Source organism: Sphingomonas sp. LR59, from assembly GCF_036855945.1.
In the GTDB taxonomy this organism is placed as follows: Bacteria; Pseudomonadota; Alphaproteobacteria; order Sphingomonadales; family Sphingomonadaceae; genus Sphingomonas.
The window spans coordinates 49,917-66,763 of the sequence record NZ_JASPFL010000002.1; the positions used below are offsets into that span (position 1 = coordinate 49,917).

Sequence of the window (16,847 nt, forward strand, 5' to 3'; positions counted from 1 at the left end):
GTCAGGCGGGCAGGGCGTTGGCTCGCGCGATGGCCGAAAACACGGCAGCGCTCGGTTTCACCGTCCGCATCTGGCTGACGCGATCGACGGCGATCAGTCCGAACTTTGGACCGTAGCCGAAAAGCCATTCGAAATTGTCCATCGCCGACCAGTGCCAATATCCCCGGACGTCGATGCCGGCGGCGATGCAGTCTTGCAGACCCGCCAGCGCCTCGCCGATGTAGCGGGCGCGCAAGGTATCGTCCTGTGTGCCTATGCCGTTTTCGGTGACGAGGATTGGCTTCCGCGCGACGCTTGCGGCGTAGCGTACCGCGCCGGCGAGCCCGGCCGGATAATATTCCTGGTCGAGCTGCGTACGTACGGTCCCCGCAGGCGGCGGGATCGAGCCCTTCGTATCGAAGCGCTCGCGAGTATAGTTCTGCACCCCTACGAAATCGTCATCTCGCGCGAGTTCCAGCCATACGTCGTAGCGTTTCGATCGTTCGGCGATGCCTGCTCCCGGTGCGCCAGGCGCGTCCTGGATGTCGGACATGGCGAGTGTCAGCCCGACGGGCAGGTTTGGCCGGATCGTCTTTATCGCTCGCCGTGCGGCCACGTGGCACGCACGCACGAGCGGCTTCGACCGTGCGCTGTCATCGAAAAGATAGGAGCGGTAGGCTGGGGAACCGCTCGCCTGCTTCGCTGCGTCCAGCATTGGTGCCAGCGCCGTTGCCGGGATGAAGTCCGAGAAGCTGAGATTGGCTTCGTTGAACGTACAGAGCGTGTCGATCAGGTCTCCACAGTGTCGTACCACCGCCTCGGCATAGGCGGTGAACGCAGCCACGGTAGCCGGGTCCTCGAAACCACCGCGCGCGGCCAGCCACGCGGGCGAGGTGAAGTGATGCAACGTGACCACCGTGTGCAAGCCTTGGCTACGGCAAACCCGTAGCATATCGCGATAGTGATCGAGCTGACGGATGTCGTAGTGCCCGGCGGTCGGCTCGATGCGCGCCCATTCGATCGAGAAGCGATAGCTGCCCAAACCCAATTTCGCGATCGTCGCGATATCCTGTGGGTAGCGATGATAATGATCGCACGCTGCCCCGGATGGTTCCTTAATGATCGTGCCGGGGACGGTCTCCAGCAGCCACCAGTCGCTGTTCGTGTTGTTCCCCTCGACCTGATGCGCGGCGGTCGCCGTGCCCCAGATGAAGCCCTTGGGGAACGATCGGCGTGGCGCACCGGCGATCGCAGCGGTGATCGGCGCCGTGATTGAGGCGGTCACGGCCAGTGCGGTGCCGCCCGCGATCACATTGCGCCGGGTCCAGTTGGAGACGGTCATCGCGCTGCTTCGTCCCGGACCGCGATGATGCGGACCGGATCGAGCAGTCCGGACGGGGTCAGTGCAGTCGAGGCGGACAAGCCCTTGCCGAGCATGGCGAAACCGCCGCCCGATGCGGCATTGGTCCAGGCATGCTGGGTTGCGCCTGGCTGCAGATCGCCGACGAAACGGTTCTGCCACGTGTTTGCGACCTTGATCTCCAGCCTGTTTTGACCTCGTCGCAGCTGGTCGGTCACATCGAGGCGATAGGGGGCGCCCACGCTGTTCCCGAAAGGATGCCGTTGATCCGGACCTCCGCGACATCGCCGATATGGCCCAGGTCGAGATACAGGCGCTTGCCCTTGGCGAACCATCCGCCTGAAGCGCTGAAGGATTGGCTATAGGTAGCAACACCCGAAAAGTAGCGAATCTCCGGATTGGCGTTGGCGGTCCATGATCCAACGCTGGTGGTGATCGGGGCGCCTGTCGGGAATTGCACGCTCCAGTCCTTTGCCAACGTACCGACGGTGCGCATTTCCGGGGAGGCAAGGTCAGGCCCGCCGCGTCGGCCGGCGTGCGGAACAGGACGAATACCGATTCATACGCACCGAGCGTCAGCGGGACTCGCGTTCGATCGCCCTCGACGGCATAGCTGACGCGTTCCGACTTGCCTGTATCCGCGTGCCACAGCTCGGGTGCGTGGCCGGAGGTGCGGAACCACGTCGGTACGGTGGCGGCCCTGTCACTCTGGTTCGTCACGAAATAAAGTTCGCCATCGCTAAGACGACGGTGAGCAAAGCGCAGGTCCATCGCTGGATCTGCCGCCGCATAGTCGAAGTCCCGTCCGACCCGTTCCGCCGCAAGTACGGCCTGTACGTCGCGACGCCAATAGACACGCCCCTTGCCGTATGCATTGACGGTCAGTGAGCCGCCATCGGTCTGGCCCCAGAGATCGTCGGCGATCGTGCGAATGGCATCGTCGCTGGAGCCGAGGCTCGGCGAGCCCGTAGGCTTGGGGCCGACCAGCACCGCACCCGCCGCGACCATATCTCGCAGCTTCGTGATCATCGGCAGCGTCATCCGATCGAGTGCCTCGGGAAGCACGAGCAGGCGGTAGCGTGCACCGCCAGGAAACGCGACCTGGCCCTGATCCACCGTTGCCAGCCGCAGCAATGCATCGGCGTTCACATAGTCGAACCCGTGCCCCGGCAGATCGGGCGCGCCGCCCGCGTCGCGATACGGCACCCCCGATGGAGCGCCTTCGCCGTAGAAGTAGAGCACGTCGGCCACCGGCGTCCCCTGTTGCAGCATGTACGAGCTGCGCGAGAGGTAATCGATCCAAGGCTTGGCCAATTCCCCCAGGTTTCATGACGCGTGAACACCTGGCCGAACGGCCCCAGGGTCAAGCCAGGCTTGTGCGTGTCGTCGGGCTGATGTGGCGACGTGTGCAGGACCAGGCGGTTCACACCCATCGCCATGTATTTGTCGACCACCCACTTCAACGACCACGGTGTCGACGTCCATTGCGGCAGCGACGAGGTCAGCGCTTCCGCAGCGACCAACGGCTTGCCATAGACATGGGCCGTCGACCGGGTCTCGATGATGTCGGCTGGGAACTCGTCGCCAACGACGCCCTGGAATGCCGCGGGTTTACCCCCGAATGGCATGGCCCAGAACTCGCCCATCGGAATGTCGGTCTGGCTCTTCGCGAGCATACCGTCGGCTACCGTCGGCCACGCGGCCCCCGTCGCTTCGCCGTAATACCCCAGCTTGTGCTCCTTGGCGAAGCGCGTGATCGTTCCATAGTGGTTCTCCGCGACAAGATCCGCGAGCGTGCGACGGAAATCCCACAGGAAGGCATCGCTGCGCTCCGCACTGTCGACGACATGACCGGCCAGCACCGGTAGCATCCGGGTCAGCGCATAGCCGCGACGACGCATGAACTCGTCCGGCATCGGCTCGGTCCAGTTCTCCTGACCGGCCTCCCAACTGTCGGTCAGCAGATACCGGAGGCCACGGTCGCCGACGAGTGGTCCCAAGGTCTTGATGACGGGCGCCATGTACGCGTCGAGATGTGCCCGGACATGAGTGGCGTTCAGCTTGTCGACTTCCAGCCCGGTGCCCTCTGGCGTGGCAGGATGGTTGACCTCGCCGGTCAGCGACCAGCCGGCCCTCAATATCGTCCAGTTACCGGCGGGTGCCGTCCAGTCGAGTGTGCCGTCTGGGCGCAGTCGGTCGGTCAAATCGAGGATGTCGGCCGATCGGATCGCTGCCGATGACGCGACGTCGGGCGTCCGCACTGCATCGGCATCCGCGATCACACCGAAACCTGCACGATCCTCGAAGAGATCGACACGCGCGCCTGGCACGAGCGCGAGTTCGGCAAGCGTGATGCCGGGAGCCTGCGGCCAGGGATTGCGCGACACTTCGGCGCGGTCGAATACGACGCGGAAATGCCGGGCGGTCGTCGCAGGGAACGCGAAGGTGCGCTGCGGCGCGGGGTTGTGTGCCTGCCCGACCAAGGTGCGGATCGAACGCCATGTCGTGCCATCGTCACTCGCCTCGACCCGACCTTGCGGCCCATCTGCGAAGCGTCCACCGACCGAACCGACATAGGTGAGCGCGCGGATCGTCGCCGGCGCCGCAAAGTCATAGCGCACCCAGGTCGGCGCGCCGGGCGTGGGCGAAGGAAGGGTGATGCCGTGCTCGGTATCACCATCGACCAGCTTCGCGGTTTCGATCGCAGGGGCATTCGTGGTTATGCTGGGCGCAAGCGAGCCAAGCGACACGTCGCCCCCTGGTGTGCGGAAGGCGAGGACGGCGACGTCACGCGCCAACACCGGCCCGCCCGTCTGCGGCTTGCCCGTGAAATCATGCTTTGCCATCGCCTGGAACGGTCCGGCATTGGCGGGAAGCGGGGCAAGCTTACCGGGGCGCCGGCCGCCAGCAATCCGCGTCTCGCTCCAAACGAACTTCTTCATGCCCCATTCGGGTTTGACCCAGGGACCACCGGTCTCGCTCCACCCCGGCGCGGCAGCCATGGCGAACTCCAGGCCCAGCCGGTCGGCCTCCGACGCTGCGAACTGCAGATTACCGAACCATTGCGGGCTCAGCACCGTCACACGCTCGGGCACGATCTTGGGCGCGCCCATGTCCCCGTCGAACATCATGGCCCCGGCGACGCCGATGCGCTTCATCCATTCGAGATCCTTCGTGATCCCGTCGCGCGACACGTTGCCGCTCAGCCAATGCCACCAGACACGAGGGCGCGCCGACTCCGGAGGGGCAAGGAAGCCCTGCCGCAGCGTGTCGCCCGCAGGAGTAGGGGAAGCGGGCAGGGCGACGGGCGTGGGCGACGCCACGTCCTGCGCGCTCGCCGTGCCGGTTAATATCGTCCCTGCGAGCAGCAGGAACACGGGAAGAGAGGAGCGCAGGCGCATGGTTCGTTCCTTCAGGACGCGAGGCTGTTGCCGTAGCCGATGATGACGGTGGCGAGGACGAGCAGGGCGACGCCCGCCCAGACGGTGGCACGAATTCGAGTGGCCGCGTCGCGCCACTCACGCAGGGCAAAGCCCCACAAAGTGCCGAAGATGATGATCGAGGCCATGTGAAGCGTCCATGACGAGAAGCCGAAGCGCCCCATCTGGCTTTCGCCCATCGTGTAGAAGAAGAACTGAAAGTACCAGAGAGTCCCGCCCAGCGCGCAGAGCAGGAAGTTGGCTAGCAACGGAGGTCGAGCGCCTTCGATGGTGGCAGTTGCATCGTCCGGCGCTGCACCGAAGCGGCCGACCCATTGGCCCGCCGAACGATTGCGGACGATCAGGATAGTGCACCATACCGCGTTGGTCAGCAGGCCGCCGAACATGACGAGGCACAGCGTGGGCAGGCCCGTCCACAATGGCCCCGTGCCGGCCGCAGCGGACAGCGCCTTTACGGGCTCACCCGCCGCCAGCCCGAAGGCGAAGCAACTCGACATGATGCCCGAGAAGATGGCGACCGCCACGCCCTTGCGGAAGGCGAACTCCGCGATCGTCGCGGCCTTCTGTTCGGCGGGCAGCGACGCGTCCTTCCACGCCCCGGCAAGCGCGACGACGATGATGCCCGCAAGCGTCACGAACAGACCGACGAGGATGACGTTTCCGGATACCGTATCGAACAGCTTCGCGCTGAGATCACCTGCGAAGATCGGCGGAATGAGTGTGCCGAAGACCGTCGACAGTCCCAGCACGACCGCCATGCCGAGCGACAGCCCGAGGTAGCGCATCGTGAGGCCGTAGGTCAGTCCGCCGAACCCCCACAGCACGCCGAACGCGACGCACCAGAAGATTGTCATGGGCGGCGTCGCGGCGATGACGCCGAGGAGGTCATTGGTCATCACGCTTGCGAACAGCCAGGGCGCGAACAACCATGAGAACAGTCCGCCAGTGAGCCAGAAGATCTCCCACGACCAACGGCGCACGCCGCGATAGGGAACATAGAAGCTCGCAGATGCAAGTCCGCCAAGCCAGTGATAGGCGACGCCGACGAGTGGATTACCCATTGTCGCGATCCTTGAGTTCGAGTCCGAGGCGATAGATGCGATTGGCGTTGCCGCCCCACAGCGCGCGACGTTCGTCCGCCGAAAACGGCGCGAGGATTGCCGCATAGGCGCCCAGGGTTGCGTCGAAGGTGCCGAACAACCCGTCGGTCGGAAAGTCGCTAGCCACGCAGGCGCGGTCCGTGCCGAACATGTCGAGCGCCTCCAGGATCCAGGGACGCGCCTCGTCGGTCGTCCAGGGTCGCTGTACGAACCCGAACCCGGAAATCTTGATCGCGACGTTTGGAAGATCGGCGAGCTGACGCAAGCCTTTTGCCCAGGCTGTGCGTCCGTCCGGATCGCTTATGACGGGCATGCCCAGATGATTGATCACGACTTGCGTGTCGGGCGATCTCGCCAAGGTACGCGCCAGCCCGGCGAACTGTGCGGGGTACGCCTGAAGGTCGAACGACAAACCGTATTTCGCGAGCAGGGCGAACCCGTGCTGCCACGCCGGCTCGTCGGTCATCTCGCGATCGGTGTAGCTGAGCTGCGGGTTCGCGTGCCAGTTGACGATATGGCGCACGCCGCGGACCCGGCCGTGCGCGCAATGGGCTTCGAGCAGCGGTTCCAGGTCGGAATCGTTCAACGCCGCATAGGCGACGATACCGGCAGGGCCGTCGTCGAGCTGCTCCAGCCAAGCAGTTTCCGCGGCGGCATGTGCGGGGTCGGCGCCCGCCTCGACGTGAACGACGCCAGCGACGTTCCACCGGGCGGCGTCGCGGCGATAATCAGCCGGTAGGTAGGTCTGCGCGATCGCCTCGACCGAGCCGTTGGGGCCGTCGTCCGCAAAGGGCGGTGTCAGCCAGGGGTAACGAAGCCGTGCCAGATCCCAGAAATGGACATGGGCATCGACGAAGGGAATGTCGTGCATGGTGTATCCTCTCCCGGAACGCCCGGTATGCCGGGTCGCGATACGTTTGCGTGGACTGTCGGGCCGTCCTTGGAATGGTGCCGTTCAGAAGGTTGTGCGGCCTCCGGACGTATCGAACGTCGATGCGGTGGTGAAACTGCATTCCTCGCTGGCCATGAAGCAGACCATCGCAGCGGATTCCTCGATCTCGCCAAGGCGGCCCATCGGAATTTTCGACCGCATGTAATCGACCTGACTTTGCGGCAGTTGGGCAAGGATCGGGCTTTCGAACGTGGCGGGCGTCAGCGCGTTCGCAATCACGCCCTTGCCCGCCAGTTCCTTGCCAAGAGACTTGGTCAGGCCGATCACCGCCGCCTTGGTCGCCGAATAGGCGCTGGCGTTGGGGTTGCCTTCCTTGCCCGCGACCGACGACAGATTGACTATCCGACCGTAGCCGTTCGTGAGCATCATCGGTACGATCGTCCGGTTGCAGTAGAACAGGCCATTGAGATTGACGCCGACGACCTGGAGCCAGCTGTCGATGGGAAACTCATGCACCGGGGCGGTCGCGCCCGTGATCCCAGCCGAACACACGAGGATGTCGATCTTCCCGAGTGCCGCGTGCGTAGCGCGTGCGGCCTCCTCGACCGCAACGAGGTCGGCGACGTCCACGGCCTCGACATGCGCTGCCTGGATTTCGTCGCGTACCGCCAACAGGGCCTCCGCATTCAGGTCCCACAGCGCGACCGTCCCGCCTTCCGCGATGATGCGTGCCGCGACGGCCTTGCCCAGCCCCGAGGCACCGCCCGTGACGATCGCGGTCCGCCCCGCGAACCGACCCGCAAAGACGGTCACGCCGCGGCGCCTGTACGGGGATGCTGCCAAGCGACCACATCCTGCGTCTGCTCGCCGAGCTTGGCGATCGTCAGGTGCATCGTGTCGCCGGGCTTCAGATAGATCGCTTCCGGCTTCTTGCCCTCGCCGACCCCGGGAGGCGTCCCGGTGATGAGCAGGTCGCCGGGTTCGAGCGTCACATACTCGCTGACATAGGCGATCAGTTCGTCGATCGGGAAGATCATCGTCCTGGTGTTGCCCGTCTGCATCCGCACGCCATTGACATCGAGAGTCATGTCGAGATCCTGCGGACTGCCGACTTCGTCGGGGGTTACCAGCCAGGGGCCGACCGGGCAGAACGTGTCATGTCCCTTGCCCTTCGACCACTGCGTACCGCGCTGCTTCTGGTTGAAGCGTTCCGAGACGTCGTTCGCAAGGACATAGCCGGCGACATGGTCGAGGGCGTCAACCTTGTCGACATAGCGGCAAGTCTTGCCGATGATCACCCCGAGCTCGACCTCCCAGTCGCCATGCGTTGCCGCCTTGGGCAGCATGACGGCGTCGTTCGGGCCGGTCAGGCTGGACAGCGGCTTCATGAACATCATCGGTTCGGTCGGGATTGGCAGGTTCGATTCAATCGCATGGTCACGGTAGTTGAGACCGATCGCGACGATCTTACCAATCCCGGCGATCGGTACGCCGTAGCGAGGCGTGCCCTCGACGAGCGGCAGCGACGCGACGTCGACGGCACTCAGGTGAGCAAGCGCGGCGATCGAGATGTCGGCGACATGCCCCGATAGATCGCGGATCTGGCCCTCATCGTCGACCAGACCCGGCTTCTCGTCGCCCTTGGCGCCGTAACGACAGAATTTCATGGGAAGAACCTCAGTGTGTGTAGGGACGGTTGAGGGGAACGTCGCGGTTGAGCTCGACACCGAACCCAGGTTTGTCGAGCTGGCTGGCCTTGATCCGACCGTTCACGGGGACGGGTTCGCCGAGTAGTTGCGGCGCGAACATCGGCACCACTTCGGTCGGGCCCGGATGCATCATCAGGAACTCGGCGAACGGTGAATTGTGGCGCGTGATGACGAAGTGGTAGCTGTAGACCGACGAGCCATGCGGCACGACCATCTTGCCCTTGGCATCGGCGAGTGCGCTGATCTTGAGCAGCTCGGTCACGCCGCCGCACCAGCCGACATCGGGCTGGATGATGTCGCAACAGTCCATCTCGAGCAGCATGCGGAAGCCCCAGCGGGTCGCCTCATGTTCGCCGGTCGTGACCAGCATGCCCTTGGGCACGTTGCGCTTCAATTCGGCATAGCCCCAGTAGTCGTCCGGGCTGATTGCTTCTTCGATCCATTTCAGGCCGTGCTCGTGGCACGCGATCGCCAGACGCGTGGCATAATCTACGTCGAGCGCCATCCAGCAATCGTACATCAGCCAGAAGTCGTCGCCGACCTTCGCCCGCATGTCGGCGAGCATCGCGACGTTCTTATGCAGTCCTTCCAGCCCCTCGGCCGGGCCGTGGTGCAGTGGCATCTTGCCGCCGATGAAGCCCAGTTCCTTCGCGACGTCCGGGCGAGCGCCGGTCGCGTAGAACTGCAGCTCGTCGCGGACGGGACCGCCGAGCAGCTGATGCACCGGCTCGCCGCGCAATTTACCCAATAGGTCCCATAGGGCCAGATCGACGCCGGAGATCGCGTTTACGACCAGTCCCTTGCGTCCGTAATACTGCGTCGAGAAGTACATCTGGTCCCAGATCTTCTCGTAGTCGGCAGGATTGCGACCTTCCAGAAAGCGCGCGAGATGTTTCTCGACGATGTAGCAGGCGGGCTCCCCGCCGGTCGTGACCGCAAACCCGATCGTGCCGTCGTCAGCTTCGATCTCCACGACCAAAGTGCCGAGCACGTTGATCCCGAAGCTGCGTCGTGACTCACGGTATTCGGGATACCGGCTCATCGGCGTTGCAATATGATCGTCGATCCAGTGCGCACCGGTCTGATCGTGATAGTCGGCGCCGCCACCGGTCGCAGTGAAGGCTCGCACGTATTTGATCTTTGGTAGCGCCACGGTTCATCCTGCCCTTATTCTGCGTTGTTCTCTATGAGAACCGCAGCACCTATTGCCATATTATGGAATAGTATCCTAGGGAATGAAAATCATGGCGTCAACAGAACCGCTCACGAGCACGGACAAGGAAACCACCGTCGGGGCTGGTAGCCAGACGCTGATGCGCGGTCTCGATGTGATTGAGGCGATTGCACAGGAGGTGCTGGGGCTCCCTGAGCTGGCTGATCGTCTGGCGCTGACCAAGAGCACGACGCATCGCTTGGCGAGCGCGCTGGTGGAGCGCGGCTATCTCGCCTTCACCCCGCGGGCCGGGTATCGGCTTGGCCCGAAGCTGCTCGAACTCGGCGCGTTGGCCCATGTCCAGGCTGACATCATTCAGGTTGCTCGACTTCATTTGGAGGCTCTGTCCGCCTCGACCGAGGATACCGTCCATCTCGGTATCCTCGAGGGCGACCGCGCATTGTATCTCGACAAGATGCCGGGCCGGCGCCGGATAACGATCTCCAGCCGGGTGGGCGATCGACAGCCGCTCACGTCGACCGGACTTGGCAAGGCGTTGATGCTCGATCATCCCCCTAAATACTGGCGAGCGCGTTTCGATGCCGACCAGGCTGAGGGATCGCACCCTGCCGACTGGACGGTGTGGGAGAGCCGAATGCGAAGCTATGTGGAAGCCGGCCGCGCGTTCGATCTCGAAGAGAATGAGGACCAGATCCGCTGCGTTGCCGCGCCGGTTCGCGACGCGAAGGGCGTCATCGTCGGGGCAATCAGCGTCTCGAGTGCCGCGCAGTACATGAGCGACGATCGAATGGGCGAACTGTCCAAAACGGTATCCGATGCAGCCGACGCTGTCAGTCGCGACCTGGGCTGGACCGCTGCGCTACCGAACAAATAGGAGAGAGAGATGCTGCTAGAAGGAAAGGCCGTACTCGTCACCGGCGCATCGGCTGGGATCGGGCGGGCGACCGCGATTGCCGCCGCACGACACGGTGCAGACGTTGCGATCAATTTCCTTGGCAGCGAGGACGACGCGGCATCGTGTGTGGCGGCGATCACCGCGCTGGGGCGCAAGGCCATTGCGGTGGCGGGCGACGTCTCCGACCCGGCGACAGCGAGCGACTTCGTAACCCGGGCTTCCGAAGCGTTGGGACGGGTCGATGTGTTCGTTAACAATGCCGGCATCTGCCCGTTCCATGCGTTTCTCGACATGCCCGTGGAGACGTTCGAACGAACGATGCGCGTCAATCTACACGGCGCGTATTTCATGGTGCAGGCTGCGGCCAACCAGATGGTGCGTCAGGGGCAGGGGGTGCGATCGTTGCGGTGTCATCCATCTCCGCGCTCGTCGGAGGCGAGTATCAGACCCATTACACGCCGACCAAGGCTGGCGTGCATTCGCTGATGCAGTCGACGGCAATTGCCCTTGGTCGCCACGGTATTCGGTGCAACTCGGTATTGCCGGGGACGATCCTCACCGACATCAACAAGGAAGATCTTGCTGATCCGGAGAAGCGCGCGCGGATGGCGCAGCGTATCCCGCTCGGGAGGCTTGGCGAACCGGACGATATCGCAGGGCCGATTGTGTTCCTTGCGTCCGACCTAGCCCGATACGTCACAGGCGCCGCGTTGCTGGTGGACGGCGGTGCATTCGTGAACCTTCAATGATCCAGCCGAGTATCCTTCGGAGCGTTTTTCGGTCCGCACCGTATTCCTTAACGCATGAATTTCAAAAGGCTCGGTCATGAAGGCAGCTTCCGCGATCGATTATCGAGAACTTGCGCGACGCCGCCTGCCGCACTTTCTGTTCGAGTACATCGACGGAGGGAGCTATGCAGAAGTCACGTTGCGGCGGAACGTCGCTGATCTGGAAGACATTGCGCTGCGACAGCGCGTCCTGACCGACGTCTCGACATTGGACCTGTCGACGACGCTTTTCGGACGCAGCCAAAATCTGCCAATCGCATTGGCGCCAATCGGGTTGGCAGGAATGAACGCGCGCCGCGGCGAGGTCCAAGCTGCTCGTGCTGCTCAGACGGCAGGCGTCCCATTCTGCCTTTCTACGGTTTCAGCATGCCCGATAGACGAGGTTGCCGCTGCCACGTCGCAACCCTTCTGGTTCCAGCTTTACATGATCCGCGATCGTGGCTTCATGCGTGATTTGTTGGCTCAGGCGAAAGCGGCCCAGTGTTCCGCTCTGGTGTTCACGGTGGACATGCCTGTCCCAGGCTCTCGCTATCGTGACTATCGCTCCGGATTGGCAGGAGCGTCGGGTTTCATGGGCGGCGCCCGACGCGCGGTGCAGTCGATGCTGCGACCCGCCTGGGCCTATGACGTCGGAATAAGGGGACGGCCACATCAGCTCGGTAACGTCGCGCCCGTTCTTGGCAAGAATACCGGATTGGAAGATTTCTTCGCCTGGATGCGTAATAACTTCGACCCGACGGTTTCCTGGAAGGACCTCGAATTCATTCGGGATATCTGGGACGGCCCGTTGATCATCAAGGGGATATTGGACGTCCAGGACGCACGCGCCGCAGCCGACCTCGGCGCAGATGGGATCGTTGTCTCAAATCACGGCGGGAGGCAGCTCGACGGCGTTCCCTCCACAGCTCGTGCACTGCCACCGATCGCTGACGCGGTGCGGGACCGGTTGACGATATTGGCCGACGGCGGCGTTAGATCTGGGTTGGACGTTGTTCGGATGCTTGCGCTTGGTGCACATGGCGTGTTGCTCGGGCGAGCGTGGGTCTATGCGTTGGCAGCAGCAGGGGAAAAGGGCGTTGACCACATGTTGAAGCTGATCGAAGCCGAAATGCGCGTTGCGATGGCATTGACGAGTTCGACCAGCATCGACCGAATAACACGCGAGACCTTGGTCAGGGATTTGCTCCGTTAATTCATCGGCTCGATCGAGAGGCTGCCGTCCGAAATCACCTGTTTATCGCGCAGTGCTGTCGGAATCAGGTTTTTTACATAACCGATCACTGAGTGACGATGATGGGCTTCTTCAACGTCAAAAACATATTCGATCCTGATAGCTGTCGTGATCGCCTTCAACGACAGTCAGAATCGCGCAGCCATCTGTCGAGGCCATGACGCTGACTTGTGAAAGAACGCGACGATCACCGTGCACTCGCGTGCGTCCCCGGTGGTGTGTTGCCGACACGCCAGTAACAGTTAGATCATATTGCACCGTCTTAGGTACGATGCTCTGACCTGCCACTGTGATGACAATTCGTCCGTCGGACCGGGCTGTCGTCATAGTAACCGAATGAGGAGCGTCGTTCGTCATAGTCGTCATTCCGGCGATGGTGGCTATCTGGAGTAGGCGATAAATCACTTGCGGTTATTACCAGTCGACGGGGGCGCCGGTGCGGCGATCGGCGCAACGGGCCACGTGTCGATATCTGGCCGGAACATCCGATCCGCGTTCCTGAACGTCGACAGGAAGGTGGCGAGATTATCCGGGCCGACCGATTGGGCTAACAATTCAGGGGAGGGCTGCTGGCCGCGGGCGCGGATCGCCTGCCAAGCGAGGGCCACCTCACGATAGAGCGCCATGTCTGGTCTTTCAGACGCAACGTCCCGCACGAGGTCGTTCTCCGGCGACGCGTTTCCGTCGACCCGGCGGTCCGCTGCGACCTGATCCATCCGTTCGTCGGATGACGTTCGCTCTAGCTGATCAGCCATGGGTTTGGATGAGCTTGTTTCGATCTGCGTCATGGGAGAAATCGAGGCAGCATCCAGTCCGTTTGGTCGAACTTCCGTTTCCGCGCGCCCAACGGCGCACGCGGACGGTAGGATAGCGATCACGATCAGCGCCGATATCCGCTCAAAGAGGGGCTTACAGGTCATCTTGTCTGCGCGACGGAAACCGCCGCGTTGCCATATTGCGACACGGAAATGGCAAGCGCGTTTCCCGTCTGCGAGACCGCGGCGCTGTTATAACTCCCCAGCTGATCCAAACTGATCAAATTACCGCTGCCGTCCTGCAGAAGGTCTGCGATATTGTCGGTGCCCGACTGTTGAATCATGAGCATATTAAGCTCGCCTCCAGTCGCGCTTTGCGACGCAGTCACGAAGTTGCGATCGCCGCTCTGTGTGGCGTTCAGCAGGTTCGTCCCGCCGGCTACGCCGTCCTGCCCAACGTCGATCGAATTGGCAGTGCCTGATTGAGAAAGGGTAGCGTGGTTCGTCGCTGATGACTGGATCAAGTGTATCGAATTGCCGTCCCCCTCCTGTACGACCGTCGCGTCCGAGGTTCCCGTCGCGGTGGGGTCGATCTGATCGATCAGGGCCTGAGGTTGCGTGGCAACCTGGCCAAAGGCGGGAGTGCCGATAGCCAAACAGACAGCACCGATCGTTCTGGAGATGCGCATGATCCTGCCTTTGTAGAGAAAAGGACCCGCCCCGGTGGTCAAGGTGCCGGGGCGGGCATCGAGAACCTACTGGCTCACGGTCGCAGCGTTGCCCGACCCGGACTGGGTCACAGTCGAAAGGTTGCCGTTGGTGAACTGCTGCACCAGCGCATAGTTCGACGATCCCGACTGGGTCACGAACGAGGTGTTGTTGTCCCCGTACTGACCGACGCCGGCATAATGCGACGAGCCCGTCTGCGAGATAGTCGAGTTGTTGAAGTCGCCGGTCTGCAGGTTCACCGCAAGACTGTTGTCACCGTCCTGTACAACCGACGACTCGTTATCGTCGCCCGACTGGATTACCAGTGCCGAGAAGTTCTCGGTCGGCGGGCTGTCCTCCTGCTGGTCGATGCTCGCCAAGTTGCGGCTTCCAGTCTGCTGGATGAAGGCGTCGCTATCCTCGGCGCGCTGCGTGATCGACGCAGAGTTGTCGTCGCCCGAGAGCTGATGGACGTAGGCGACAGACCGGTTTCCATAGTTCAGGATGGTTGCATCGCTGTTCGTGCCGCCCTGAAGGACCTCAGCATACCCTTGGTTGGCGCGCTGCATCACGTCGGACAAGTTGTTGTCGCCCGACTGATTTACGAACACCGAGGAGTTAATCGGCCGTACGCCGCCAGGCGAGGTCTGGTCGACACTGCTGTCGTTAGCGTTGCCCGACTGGATAACGGTAGCAAGCACGTTCTCACCATCCTGCACGATGTCCGAGCCGTTTGCGTTGCCGCTCTGCGTCACGAATGCCTGATCGTTCGTGCCGGTCTGCAGGATCGCCGACGCGTTGCTCTGTCCGCTCTGGGCGACGAAAGCTCCGTCAGCGTCACCCGTCTGATCGATTGTGCTGCTGTTGAAGCGTTCGGTCTGCGAGACTTCGGCGATGTGACCACCGCTGCCAGCCTGATTGATCGTGCTGTCGTTACCCCAGCTGGTATCACTCAGCGCAGCAACGGCGTCTCCCTGCTGCACCAGCGCCGAATTGTCATCACTCGACTGGACGACGGATGACGACTGACCGTCATCGAGCTGCGTGACGTCGGCGGTGTTGCCATTACCCGACTGGTCGACGGCCGAATTGTTCTGCAGTGCGAACGTGCTGGCATTCTGCAGGACCGTAGCGGCATTGCTGTTGCCCGACTGGTTCACGTCGGACACGTTGACGGGATTGGCGCCCGAGTTGTCGTCCTGCTGTGTGACGTCGGCGGAGTTGCTCGCACCACTCTGCGTGACGGTGGACAGCGCGCCTGTGAGCGAGCCCACCTGATCGACAGTCGCGAGGTTGCCGATGTTGGACTGCGTCACGGTGCTGGTCGACTGGGCCAGCGCCGGTGCGGCGATCGACAGCGCCAGCACGGATGCGGCGCCAAGGAGTACGTTCTTCATCGCTTCTTCCTTCGTTCCCGAACGGCAGGATTGCCGCCCTGTTGACGTTCGCCGCCCGAAAGGGCGACGGCCCAAGGTCGCGGTCGAGCAGTTGGCAAGTGCTCGGTCGGCGGGAGAAAGGAACCACTTGCAACGTCTGCACGTCTGGACAATCATGACGTTGCAGCGTGTCGTGGTCCGAACAGGTCCCGCGGCCTGCTCACCCGGGTCCATCGGCGTGCGATCGGAAATTGACCGCCGGTGGATCCGATCTCGTTGGCCGCTCAGGCGGCTAAATTTATCATCCCGGTCTCGGTTTGCTGACGAGCACCTCGGTGTCCTTTGCAACGGCGGGTGTAACAATCATGGGACCGCTGCTCGTCGGGGTCGATCTGATGGGCTTGGGAGCCAATCGAGCGATCGACCTCTGCGTCTCACACTTACCGACGTAGTGTGTTCCGTCGGGCCGAAGCGCGAGTTGCACCCGCGTCGCGTCAACGTCGTCACGGCGCGCGTAGTAGCTGCGCACGATGCCCTCCGCGGCCGAGGCGTCGGCGTCGAAGCACCACAGCCCTTTTACCGAACCCTCGACGATCAGACCGTATACGGCAGCCTCGATCGCCTGCTGCAGCGCAAGCACATCGGGCTCATTGTAGGTTATACCCGTCTCAAGCTCGAGAAGATCCTTGAAGGCCACGAACCGAAACGCGTTTGCGTTGATTCCAACCGAGGCAATCGACTTGCGGACGCTGATAGTCGACAGCACCTCGCCGGTCTTCACGCTGACAGCGCGAAGATACACAGTGACAGTGTCCTCGCGATATTGGGTGCTGCCGCCAATACCAAGAAAGCGCGCGCCGGCACCGCCAGTCTTGGTATTGCTATCGTAGCCGATTATGCCTCCTTCGAGTAGCACGCCTGCGAAGAGCAAAGGTGGCAGCGCCTGCCGATTAAGCGTACGCTCACCGAGATAAGCTGAACGCATTTCGCGGATCACCGCACGCTCGCGAAGTAGGTTGTCGAGCCGTTCGCGCTCAATGACCGTGAACCACCGCTGGTTGCCCGCCTCCTGCAGCGCCTTGACCAATATCGAGGTTGCTCCCTGAGTCACGGCGCGGGACAGCGTTTGCACGCTGTCGCTAGGCTTGAACTGCCCAGTCTGGTCGGCAAAGTTGTAGACAGCGATCGCTACACGCTCTCCGGCCGGGGGAAGCGCCTGCAGTTTGACCGTTGCCGGCGTCGGTCGTGTCGATTGGGCGGGCTCCCAGACCGACTGGTTATGCACCGCGCACCCCGACAGGAGAACGCCAATGGCGAGAGCGGGCCAATGCTTCATCTCAGCCTCCGAGCCCAGGAGTGCCGCTATCAAGAAGCGGGACGACGATGACGGTAACGCTGCCGTCCGCGTTGTTGGTAATCGTCAGCGTGACAGAATCGATA

General features: G+C 62.7%; 15 protein-coding genes and 2 pseudogenes. 3 read left to right on the top strand and 14 right to left on the bottom strand.

Features of this window, described 5'->3' with window-relative positions:
- Position 1: 1 nt before the first annotated feature.
- The 9 genes and pseudogenes from QP164_RS19570 to rhmD all read right to left on the bottom strand — a co-directional run bounded on the left by QP164_RS19570 (position 2) and on the right by rhmD (position 9,633).
- The gene (locus QP164_RS19570) at positions 2-1,321 is read right to left on the bottom strand and encodes a glycoside hydrolase family 1 protein (protein ID WP_333924366.1); all 1,320 of its coding nucleotides are present in this window, start codon (positions 1,319-1,321) and stop codon (positions 2-4) included.
- The gene (locus tag QP164_RS19575) at positions 1,318-1,557 is read right to left on the bottom strand and encodes a hypothetical protein (protein ID WP_333924367.1); all 240 of its coding nucleotides are present in this window, start codon (positions 1,555-1,557) and stop codon (positions 1,318-1,320) included. Before QP164_RS19575 ends, QP164_RS19570 begins: the two co-directional genes overlap by 4 nt.
- Positions 1,554-1,835: a glycosylhydrolase-like jelly roll fold domain-containing protein gene (locus QP164_RS19580; RefSeq protein WP_333924368.1), complete on the bottom strand. Its 282-nt coding sequence runs from the start codon at positions 1,833-1,835 to the stop codon at positions 1,554-1,556. Before QP164_RS19580 ends, QP164_RS19575 begins: the two co-directional genes overlap by 4 nt.
- Positions 1,836-2,005: 170 nt before the next feature.
- Positions 2,006-4,740 (bottom strand): annotated as a pseudogene (locus tag QP164_RS19585) (glycosyl hydrolase); the annotation flags it as partial.
- An 11-nt stretch (positions 4,741-4,751) separates the two neighbouring features.
- Positions 4,752-5,840, bottom strand: coding sequence for an L-rhamnose/proton symporter RhaT (rhaT, locus tag QP164_RS19590; RefSeq protein ID WP_333924370.1), 1,089 nt, complete (start codon positions 5,838-5,840; stop codon positions 4,752-4,754).
- Complete coding sequence (locus QP164_RS19595; RefSeq protein WP_333924371.1) at positions 5,833-6,750, bottom strand: amidohydrolase family protein; 918 nt, start codon at positions 6,748-6,750, stop codon at positions 5,833-5,835. Before QP164_RS19595 ends, rhaT begins: the two co-directional genes overlap by 8 nt.
- An 84-nt stretch (positions 6,751-6,834) precedes the next feature.
- Positions 6,835-7,584: an SDR family NAD(P)-dependent oxidoreductase gene (locus tag QP164_RS19600; RefSeq protein ID WP_333924373.1), complete on the bottom strand. Its 750-nt coding sequence runs from the start codon at positions 7,582-7,584 to the stop codon at positions 6,835-6,837.
- Positions 7,581-8,438 carry a fumarylacetoacetate hydrolase family protein gene (locus tag QP164_RS19605; protein ID WP_333924374.1) on the bottom strand — a complete coding sequence of 286 codons (858 nt, stop codon included), beginning with the start codon at positions 8,436-8,438 and terminating at the stop codon, positions 7,581-7,583. The genes QP164_RS19600 and QP164_RS19605 overlap by 4 nt, the downstream gene beginning before the upstream one ends.
- A 10-nt stretch (positions 8,439-8,448) precedes the next feature.
- Complete coding sequence (rhmD, locus tag QP164_RS19610; protein WP_333924375.1) at positions 8,449-9,633, bottom strand: L-rhamnonate dehydratase; 1,185 nt, start codon at positions 9,631-9,633, stop codon at positions 8,449-8,451.
- A gap of 91 nt (positions 9,634-9,724) precedes the next feature.
- Here rhmD and QP164_RS19615 point away from each other — a divergent pair, with 91 nt between their 5' ends.
- The 3 genes and pseudogenes from QP164_RS19615 to lldD all read left to right on the top strand — a co-directional run bounded on the left by QP164_RS19615 (position 9,725) and on the right by lldD (position 12,529).
- Positions 9,725-10,528: an IclR family transcriptional regulator gene (locus QP164_RS19615; protein ID WP_333924376.1), complete on the top strand. Its 804-nt coding sequence runs from the start codon at positions 9,725-9,727 to the stop codon at positions 10,526-10,528.
- Between the two features lie 9 nt (positions 10,529-10,537).
- Positions 10,538-11,298, top strand: a pseudogene (locus QP164_RS19620) (SDR family NAD(P)-dependent oxidoreductase).
- Between the two features lie 76 nt (positions 11,299-11,374).
- On the top strand, positions 11,375-12,529 hold the full coding sequence (gene lldD / locus QP164_RS19625) for an FMN-dependent L-lactate dehydrogenase LldD (protein ID WP_333924377.1): 1,155 nt from the start codon (positions 11,375-11,377) through the stop codon (positions 12,527-12,529).
- Here the strand turns inward: lldD and QP164_RS19630 are convergent.
- The 5 genes from QP164_RS19630 to QP164_RS19650 all read right to left on the bottom strand — a co-directional run bounded on the left by QP164_RS19630 (position 12,526) and on the right by QP164_RS19650 (position 16,743).
- A complete protein-coding gene (locus QP164_RS19630) occupies positions 12,526-12,690 on the bottom strand; it encodes a hypothetical protein (protein ID WP_333924378.1) in 165 nt (54 codons plus the stop codon). The genes lldD and QP164_RS19630 overlap by 4 nt on opposite strands.
- Before the next feature lie 279 nt (positions 12,691-12,969).
- On the bottom strand, positions 12,970-13,356 hold the full coding sequence (locus tag QP164_RS19635; RefSeq protein ID WP_333924379.1) for a hypothetical protein: 387 nt from the start codon (positions 13,354-13,356) through the stop codon (positions 12,970-12,972).
- Positions 13,357-13,484: 128 nt separating this feature from the next.
- Positions 13,485-14,012 (bottom strand): hypothetical protein, encoded by a 528-nt coding sequence (locus tag QP164_RS19640; RefSeq protein ID WP_333924380.1) that lies wholly within the window; start codon positions 14,010-14,012, stop codon positions 13,485-13,487.
- Between the two features lie 66 nt (positions 14,013-14,078).
- Positions 14,079-15,428 (bottom strand): hypothetical protein, encoded by a 1,350-nt coding sequence (locus QP164_RS19645; RefSeq protein ID WP_333924381.1) that lies wholly within the window; start codon positions 15,426-15,428, stop codon positions 14,079-14,081.
- Between the two features lie 280 nt (positions 15,429-15,708).
- Positions 15,709-16,743, bottom strand: coding sequence for a CsgG/HfaB family protein (locus tag QP164_RS19650; RefSeq protein WP_333924382.1), 1,035 nt, complete (start codon positions 16,741-16,743; stop codon positions 15,709-15,711).
- Between the last annotated feature and the right edge of the window lie 104 nt (positions 16,744-16,847).